Source organism: Microbacterium sp. NPDC086615, from assembly GCF_040686055.1.
Lineage (GTDB): Bacteria > Actinomycetota > Actinomycetes > Actinomycetales > Microbacteriaceae > Microbacterium.
The window spans coordinates 86696-95580 of record NZ_JBFBJJ010000006.1 but is presented as its reverse complement, the minus strand read 5'-3'; the positions used below and the strand labels follow the sequence as shown (position 1 = coordinate 95580).

Here is an 8885-nt window from a genome sequence, read left to right as displayed (position 1 = left end):
TGCCCGCCACGCCGCGAGCGGGGCCGTGGTGTCGGCGTGTCATCGACGGATTCCGCCTGACGGCCCGCAGCCCCGGATGCCGTGGCCCGATGTTCTCCCGAGCGCCCGGGGCTGTGGCACAACCGTGCCGTCGTGCGGAGTTCGTGCCCGCCACGCCGCGAGCGGGGCCGTGGTGTCGGCGTGTCATCGACGGATTCCGCCTGACGGCCCGCAGCCCCGGATGCCGTGGCCCGATGTTCTTCGGACTGCCCGGGGCTGTGGCATCCCCCGTTCCCGTGCCGTCGCGCGGAGTTCGTGCCTGACACGCCGCGAGCGGGGCCGTGGTGCCGGCGTGTCTCTCACGGACTCCGCCTGACGGCCCGCGCATGCACGGGCCCCCGCACGCGAAAGCGGCGCCGCCCCGCAGGACGACGCCGCTTTCGACGAGGGGGTTACGCCTGGCCGAGCGCGGCCGACACGACCGCGCGGGCCTCTTCCTGCACCTCGCGCAGGTGCTCCTCGCCGCGAAGCGACTCGGCGTACAGCTTGTAGACGTCTTCAGTGCCGGAGGGGCGGGCGGCGAACCACGCGGACTCGGTCTGCACCTTCAGGCCGCCGATCGCGGCGCCGTTGCCGGGCGCGTGCGAGAGCTTCGCGATGATCGGCTCACCCGCGAGTTCGGTGGCGGTCACGGCATCCGGCGACAGCTTCGACAGGGCCGACTTCTGCGCGGGCGACGCGGGGGCGTCGACGCGCTGGTAGGCCGAGGCACCGAACTCGGCCTCGAGCTCGGCGTACCGCTGCGACGGCGTCTTGCCGGTGACCGCGAGGATCTCGGCGGCGAGCAGGCAGAGCAGGATGCCGTCCTTGTCGGTGGTCCACACGGTGCCGTCCTTGCGCAGGAACGACGCTCCCGCGGATTCCTCGCCGCCGAAGGCGACGGAGCCGTCGAGCAGCCCGGGGACGAACCACTTGAAGCCGACCGGAACCTCGAGCAGCTGCCGCCCGAGCGAGGCCGCGACGCGGTCGATGATCATCGACGACACGAGGGTCTTGCCCACGGCGGCGTCGGCGGGCCAGTTCGGCCGGTGCGAGAACAGGTAGTCGATCGCGACCGCGAGGTAGTGGTTGGGGTTCATCAGCCCCGCGTCGGGCGTGACGATGCCGTGACGGTCGGCGTCGGCGTCGTTGCCGGTGAGGATGTGGTACTCGTCACGCGCGGCGACGAGTGACGCCATGGCCGACGGCGACGAGGGATCCATGCGGATCTTCTCGTCCCAGTCCAAGGTCATGAACTTCCACGTCGGGTCGACCTCGGGGTTCACGACGGTGAGGTCGAGGCCGTACACCTCGGCGATGAGCGCCCAGTACTCGACCGATGCTCCGCCCAGCGGGTCGGCGCCGATGCGGACTCCGGCGTTCTTGATCGCATCGACGTCGATGATGGATGCCAGATCCCGCACGTACGCGTCACGGAAGTCGTACTGGCCGAGGCTGTCGAGGTCGATGTCGGCGTGACGGGTGCGCTTCACGCCCTCGAGACCCGCGGCGATGAGCTCGTTCGCGCGATCGGCGATCCAGCCGGTTGCGTCGGTGTCGGCGGGGCCGCCGTGCGGGGGGTTGTACTTGAAGCCGCCGTCGCGGGGCGGGTTGTGCGACGGGGTGACGACGATGCCGTCGGAACGGCCCGGGTTATCGAGAGCGCGGCCGCGGTTGTAGGTGAGGATCGCGTGGCTGAGCGCGGGCGTCGGAACCCACGAGTCGCGGGCGTCGACCCGCACGTCGACGCCGTTCGCGACGAGCACCTCGATCGCGCTGCGCTCGGCGGGCAGCGACAGGCCGTGCGTGTCACGACCGAGGAACAGCGGTCCGGTGATGCCCTGCGCGGCGCGGTAGTCGACGATCGCCTGGGTCGTGGCGAGGATGTGGTCCTCGTTGAAGCTCGTGCTCAGCGAGGATCCGCGGTGACCACTGGTGCCGAATGCGACGCGCTGCTCCGGGATCGCGGCATCCGGTCTGCGGTCGTAGTACGCCGCGATCAGTTCGTCGATGTCGATGAGATCGGATGCCTCTGCGGGCTGCCCTGCGCGACTGCTCATGTGCCCAGTCTGCCCGGTGCATCCGACATGCGCACACGCGACGGCACATTCCAAGGGAATCCGTCGGCCCGGAGCGTTCCCGTCGGCCTTTTCCCGAGTTTTCACCCTATGCACGCGCATACGTCATACTCATCGCCATGGGTGCCGGAGTTGATGCGCGCGTGGCGATCGTCGACGACCACGAGCTGGTCGCTCTGGCGGTCAAGAACCTCCTCGCGGATGCGAAGCGCCTGAGCTTTGCGCGGCACGCCGACACCGTCGCGGCTCTGGTCTCCCGCCCTCGCGACGCCGATCTGGTGCTCCTCGACCTGAGCCTTCGCGACGGTTCCACTCCCGCCGAGAACGTCGCCTCCCTGCGGCGGTGGGGCGCGCACGTCCTCGTGCTCACCTCGGGTGAAGATCCCTTCCTCGTGCGGGCGGCCTCGAGGGTCGACGTGGCGGGAATCGTCCGCAAGTCCGCCCCGCCGGCAGCCGTGCTCGAGGCGATCACGACGGCCGCCTCCGGCGAACACGTCGCCACGACCGAGTGGGCATCCGCCGTCGACGCCGACCCGCTGCTGCAGGGCGCGCCCCTCACCGAGCGCGAGCGGGAGGTGCTCGGCCTGTACGCGTCCGGACTCGGCGCCCGAGAGGTCGCCACCCAGCTCTTCATCTCCGAGAACACCGTCAACGATCACCTCCGGCGCATCCGCGCTGTCTATCAACTGGTGGGCCGCCCGGCGACGTCCAAGGTCGAGCTGTATCAGCGCGGGATCGAAGACGGGTTCGTCCCCGGCCCCCGCCGTGTCTGACGAGAAGAGGGGCCTGCGCGCCGCCCGCCTCGTCGTCATGCGGGCGTCAGCGTTCCTGGTGGTCGTCGTCGCCGTCGTCAACGCCGGCTTCGTGAGTCCGGGCAACAACGTCCTCCCGCTCTGGTACGGCGCTCTCGGGATCACCGCAGGGGCCGTCACTCTCGGTGTCGGCCTCCTATCGTCGCTGCTCGGGACACGCACCCTCCGCGCCGGAGCCGCGGTGGCGGTGGCGATGTACGTCGTCTTCGTCGCCCTGTTCCCGCTGGCGGCGCACGCAGGGCACGTGGAACGGATGCCATGGCCACTGACGGCTTCGAGCGCCACGGTCGCGGCCGCTCTCGTCGCGGGTGGGATGCGGTGGGGCTGGATGACGGTGCTCTACGGGGCCGCGGCGGGGGTCTTGTATCGCCTGGTGTTCGGCGGCTTCGACGTCGACGGTGTCATCAACGACGCGCACGCGGTCCTCACCGCATCGGTCATCTGCGTCCTCGGCGGATACGTCCTCTCCTCGGGGGCGGTGCTCGACGACGCGGCTGCCGCGCGACGAGAGGCCGGCTCTCGCGAGTACGCCGAGAAGGGGCGACTCGCGGCCCGCACGCGCACGGCAGCGCTCGTGCACGACGAGGCCCTCGCGACGCTCGCGTTGGCGGCATCCCCGCTTCCGGTGCCGACGGACCGACTTGCCACTCAGGCGCGGCGCGCGGCGGACATGCTCACACGTCTCGTCGACGATGACGCCGGTGGCGCCGAGCTTCTCGAAGCCGCTCTCGCGGCGGAGGCTCGCGCCTTCGGCGCCGAGTTCGTCGGCCCTGCCGAGAACGTACCGCCGTTGCCGCCCGCGACCCGGGAGGCGATCCTCGGCGCCGCCCGTCAGGCCCTCGACAATGCCCGACGCCATGCCCCCGGAGCACGCCGCTCCCTGAGCGTCCGTGCGAGCGGCGGGGTCGTCGAGGTCGAGATCGCCGATGATGGCGAAGGATTCGACCCGTCCCGCATCGCGGACGATCGACTGGGTGTGCGTCAGAGCATCGTCGGCCGGATGGCCAGGCTCCCCGGCACCGCGGCACGAGTGGAGTCCGCGCCGGGGGAGGGGACGCGCGTCGTCCTGTCATACGTCCCGGCGAGCGCCGCCGAGGTCACGGCGCTGGGTGATCGTCGATCTCTGCTGCGCGGAACAGCCCTGGTCGGTGTCGGCTTCGTCGCACTGCAGGTTTTGTGCGCCATTGTCATGGTGATCAACGCTCCGTCCTCGTGGCCGCGTCAGCTGGCGATCCTGCTCGTGGTCGTCGTCGCCGCGGAGGTCCTCCGGCGATCCCCGGGACTCGTTCCCACGCGGGGGCGGACGATCGTCGTCGTCGCGGCGGCGGTGCTCGGGGCGGTCATCACCATGGTCGCGGCGCCGATGACGTACGGCGAGCTCTGGCCCATCGTCGCTTTGGCGTTCCTGTTGGTCGGGGTCGCGGTCCGGGGCCGGTTCGGTGTCGCTCTGGTCGCTGCGGCGGTCGTGGTCGCCGTGGTTGTCGTCGGCGGGATCATCGACCGCGTTCCCGTCGGTCAGATTCTCACCCTGACTACCCGTCCCGCCCTCATCGTCGTCATGGCCACGGTGATGCTGCTGATCGTCCGACGGATGCAACGACGCGTCGCCGCGCTCCATGATCAGGCTGTCGCGGCGGCGGAGCAGGAGAGCTGGTCGCGCGGCGCGAGTGCGGAGCTGCGCGAGCGCACCGACGATCTGGCGCGCACCGTTGTCCCGCTGCTCTCCCGGATCGGCGAGGGGCTCCCGGTGTCCGACGCCGACCGGCGGGAGTACGCCGCGCTCGAGGGATCCCTCCGCGACGGCCTGCGCGCGGGCGCTCTGTCTCGCGAGCCTCTGCGCGGAGCGGTCGCGGCGGCGCGCGGTCGCGGCGTCGACGTGGTCCTGCTCGACGACAGCGACCAGAGCCTGTCGGACACCGACATCCGCGCCGTGACGACCTGGATGGTCGACGCGGTGGCCCAGGCGCAGCGGAGTGCCGTCGGTCGGCTCCTTCCGCCGGGAAGACAGACGGTGGCGAGCGTCACGATCGACGGACGACCGCTCCTCTTCGAGGATGCCGCTCACGGGACCGCTGAGGGCGCCGCTCAGGGCTCGGTCACGAGCTTCCAGGGCGAGTAGTCCCGGTCCGTCACGGATCGGTCGGGGCGTTGACCCCGAGACCACCACTTGGCCTCGTACCCGCTGCCGTTGTACATGACGCGGTCGCCCTGGTTGTAGAGGTCGCCCGCGACCCACTCGGGATAGGTCCCCGCCGGAAGCTGAGGCAGGGCGTAGGGCTTGTCGCCGGGCAGCACGGGACCGACGTAGGTCCAGGCCGAGGCGGCGGCATCCAGGGTCGGGTCATCCGGGACCGCGCCGTCTTCGTTCCACCACTTCGACACGTAGACCGACCCGTGCCACACGACGAAGACGCCCGCCGAGTAGAACGACTGCGACGACCAGACGGGGAAGGGGCTGGTCACGGGATCGTCCGCGATGACGGGGGAGTCGTCTTCGGGCGCGATCCGCCCCGAGGGGGTGCCGTCGCGCCCGGCGCCCAGCACGTCCGAGAACGTCTCTCCCGCCTGCTCGACGCCGCTGCACGACACCGACACGGTCCGCGGATGCGGGTAGTTGGTGCCACAGGTACGGTCGCGATTCACCGACCACAACGACAGGCGCTCGAGACCCACCTCGTCGGCGAACGCCGCGAGAGCGTGCGCGTCGTCGAGGCTGAACACCTCGTGCGCGACGTCGTTCTGCCCGATCATCGGCGTCGCTCCGAGCAGCGACCACGCCCCTCCGGCGGGCAGCGGCAGCTTCCGTTCGTTCCACGCGGTCTCGAGCTGCGCGGCGGTCGCTCGCAGCGCGCCGATCGACAGGTCGGCCATCGACACCGAGCGGTCGTCGGCGTTGAAGTTCATGGTCATCGCGTTCACCCCCGCGATCGACACCCCGGCATCCATCAGCGACGACACCTGCGCGAGACCGTCGTCGGTCAGTCCGTTCGGGGCCACGGGCAGGGTGAGCCAGACGTCGAGCGGGCGTCCGTCCGCGGCGCGCTCCCGCTGGAGCTGGGCGACCGCGGCCGCCCGTCTCGCCGTCGCCGCGGTGTCGCGAAGCGCGTCGCCCTCGATGTCGAGGTCGATGACGTCGATGCCGTACCGGTCGAGAACCAGACCGTAGGCGCGGGCGAGGGCGTCCACGGTGGAGCAGGCCGACGCCAGTTCCGTGTTGATCGCGCCGCCGAACGACACGGCGAGCGGGCGCCCCTCGCGGCGCAGGCGTTCCACGCGGCGGTCGAGGTGGAATCGTGATGCCGCGTCGTCGAGCGTGTACGCCTTACCCCAGGTCGGCGTGCAGTCGGCGTCTCCGGCCGCCACGACGAACGCGAGCACGATTCCGCCCGGGCCCTCAGCCATGGTGCTCCGCGCGAGCTGCTCGCCGCTGTCGAGCGTGACGTCGTAGTAGCCGGCGAACCACCGGTCCGAGCCCGGCGCGGTGGCCGGCGTCGTGAGGACGGGCACGACGGCAGCCGCGGCCCCGGCCCCGACGACGGCGAGAGCCGCGAGCACGGTCAACGCGACCCGCCCGAACGACAGGCGTCGCCCCGCGAAGCGCGAGCGGGCGGGTGCCATGACGGGGCTCACGCGACGGCTCCGGTCGCGTCCAACGGGCCGTCGTCGAGCACGGCCGCCCAGCGCGCGCGACCGAGGTCGGGCGCGGGCGCCGGCACCACCGGGGTGACCCAGATCCAGTCGAGCCACGCGAACCACAGGTCCGAGACCGTGTGCCGGATGCCGATCAGCCGCGTGATCGCCCACAGGATCGCGAGCGCCGTGAAGGCGGCGAACACCGTCGTCCCCCACGCCTGAGTGAACACGGATCGAACGGCGACCGCGATCGCGATGCCCGCGATCGCGAGCGGAGCGAGCAGATACAGAGCGGGCACGCGGGTTCGCGTCGAGACCTTCGGGGTGCGGGCGAATCGGGCTCGTCGACCGCTCAACACCTGGACGAGAGAGGCGGCGCTTCCCGCGAGGTTCACGGGCAGCAAAAGCAGGTTCAGCCCGTAGATCGCGGCGACGTCCCGGCGGTGATAGCCGAGCGCGTGCAGGTCGGAGGCCATCTCGGTGAAGTACGGCACCGCGATGAGCAGGAGCAGCAGCGTGACCAACTGCCCGTCCATCGGGTACAGGGTGAGGACCGCGAGCAGCCCGAGGGTCACCCACGACACCGAGCCCAGGTAGTTCATCCTCAGCAGCCGTTGCGCGAGCCCGAGCGGCCGCCCCTCGCGCCGACGCTGGAGCGCCAACGCGTGCAGTCTCGGCAGCACGAGCAGTCCGCCGTCCGCCCACCGCCGCCGCTGGATCACCAGCGTCCCGAAGTCCGGAGGCGTCGCGCTGTAGCTCAGCCGCTCCGGGTAGTTCAGCAGCGACCACCCGTGCGCGGCGATGTCAATCGACGACTCGGTGTCTTCGATCGCGGTGCGGTCGGAGATGAACCGGACGACGCGGATGCCGTCCTCCCGGCTTTCACGCCGGAGCGAGCGGACGGCTTCCCACCGCAGGATCGCGTTCGCCCCCACCCAGAAGGTGGCGTCGAAGGCGGTCAGCCCCTGGTGGACGATGTGCTGCAGGTCGGTGGTCGCCCCCGCGAGCCGTTCCAGGCGCGTCGGTGCTCCGCGATACGCCGAGTAGGGAGTCTGGATCACGGCGACGCCGGCGTTCTCGGGCTGTTCGAGGGCGTGGATCAGACGCATGCAGTACCCGGGCAGCAGCATCGAGTCGGCGTCCAGGGTCAGCACGTAGTCGCTCTCGGGAACGTCGAGATCCGCGGGGCCCTCGTCGACCCGCTCGAGGGCGACACCCCCGACCCCCGCCTGCTCGCGGTACCGGCCGCCCATCAGCCCGAGGTACGCGTTGAGGTTCATGGCCTTGTTCGCCGTGTGCGGGAGGTTCGTGTACCGGCGCCGTTCGAAGGTCCGGGCTCGGAAGCCGAAGGTCCGCACGAGCCGATCCATCAGGTGACGGGCGCGTTCGACGGCGAGCGGTGGTTCCCCGGCCTCCGCGGCCTCGCTGAGCGCGGTGGCCGTGGCATCCAATTCGCCGGCGAGCCGTCCCAGGACCTGTTCGACGAAGAACACCTCCACGTGCGTCGTCGCGGGTTCCTCCGCAGCGCGAGCCCGCAGCCACTGGGCGCACGCGGCGTGCTCGCGCATCACGACCTCGGTCGCCTCCGCATCGCCGATCGCCTCGTCCCGTATCCGGGCAGCGGCAGCCTCGACCCGGTCGACGACGGGACGCAGCGTCGCCGTGAGTTCGTCGGTGAGCCGACGGCATCCCTCCAGCCCCGCCCGCGCGTCGTCGTCGACGGGGGAGGGGTCGTCGTCGAGCAGCAGCACGATGTCGATGCGGGGGAACTCCTGCAGCGCCACCGACCACAGCCCCATCCGCACGAGCGCGGGATCCTCCGCCCGCGAGGGCAGCAGCGCTGTGAGCCGGGGCTCGCGGCCCGCGAAGTGCTCGTCGAGCACGATGCGGCGCGTCCGCCGGTGGGCGGCGAATCGCGGCAGGGCGCCGGAGCGCGCGAGCAGGTGCATGCACGCCGAGAGGGTGAGGAACGTGACCGAGACGAGGAACACCGCGGTGGTGATGAGTTGGGCGGCGTCGACGAGCGCCCCGCCGCGTGAGAGGGCGACGACGACGGTGGCGCAGTACAGCACCCACATGAGCGCGCACAGCACCACGGCGAGGCGCGCGCGGGCGATGCGTCGCGCGGAGGGGCGCGCGTGCGTGACGGGTTGCGGTGTCGCGTCGCGGTCGGTTCCGCGCTGACGGCGAGGAGGAACGACGATGGTCTTCTCGGGCATGGTGGCTGGCCTTCGAGCGAGTGCCCGGCGGGTCGGGTCCCGCCGGGCAGGCATCGGTGGGGGTCGACGCCTACGTCGTATCGTCCTCGTTCGTCGTCGACGGCACGGGTGGTTCGCCCACCGAT

The 8885-nt window shown here is 71.3% G+C and carries 5 protein-coding genes; 2 read left to right on the top strand and 3 right to left on the bottom strand.

Annotated features, from left to right (window positions below; translation table 11 throughout):
* Positions 1–431 precede the first annotated feature (431 nt).
* Positions 432–2078, bottom strand: a complete 1647-nt coding sequence (pgm, locus tag AB0O24_RS08195) for a phosphoglucomutase (alpha-D-glucose-1,6-bisphosphate-dependent) (RefSeq protein WP_363373944.1) — start codon at positions 2076–2078, stop codon at positions 432–434.
* A 137-nt stretch (positions 2079–2215) separates the two neighbouring features.
* Here pgm and AB0O24_RS08190 point away from each other — a divergent pair, with 137 nt between their 5' ends.
* Positions 2216–2869: a response regulator transcription factor gene (locus tag AB0O24_RS08190; protein WP_363373942.1), complete on the top strand. Its 654-nt coding sequence runs from the start codon at positions 2216–2218 to the stop codon at positions 2867–2869.
* Positions 2862–5027 carry an ATP-binding protein gene (locus tag AB0O24_RS08185; protein WP_363373940.1) on the top strand — a complete coding sequence of 722 codons (2166 nt, stop codon included), beginning with the start codon at positions 2862–2864 and terminating at the stop codon, positions 5025–5027. Before AB0O24_RS08190 ends, AB0O24_RS08185 begins: the two co-directional genes overlap by 8 nt.
* Here AB0O24_RS08185 and AB0O24_RS08180 read toward each other — a convergent pair.
* Together AB0O24_RS08180 and AB0O24_RS08175 are read right to left on the bottom strand one after the other, a co-directional pair.
* Positions 4994–6538, bottom strand: coding sequence for a carbohydrate-binding protein (locus AB0O24_RS08180; RefSeq protein ID WP_363373937.1), 1545 nt, complete (start codon positions 6536–6538; stop codon positions 4994–4996). The genes AB0O24_RS08185 and AB0O24_RS08180 overlap by 34 nt on opposite strands.
* A complete protein-coding gene (locus AB0O24_RS08175; protein ID WP_363373934.1) occupies positions 6535–8760 on the bottom strand; it encodes a glycosyltransferase family 2 protein in 2226 nt (741 codons plus the stop codon). The genes AB0O24_RS08180 and AB0O24_RS08175 overlap by 4 nt, the downstream gene beginning before the upstream one ends.
* Positions 8761–8885 lie beyond the last annotated feature (125 nt).

Bases quoted from the DNA above. Each gene is read 5' to 3' on its own strand.
- pgm (WP_363373944.1), bottom strand. From the start codon at position 2,078: ATGAGCAGTCGCGCAGGGCAGCCCGCAGAGGCATCCGATCTCATCGAC.
- AB0O24_RS08190 (WP_363373942.1), top strand. From the start codon at position 2,216: ATGGGTGCCGGAGTTGATGCGCGCGTGGCGATCGTCGACGACCACGAG.
- AB0O24_RS08175 (WP_363373934.1), bottom strand. From the start codon at position 8,760: ATGCCCGAGAAGACCATCGTCGTTCCTCCTCGCCGTCAGCGCGGAACC.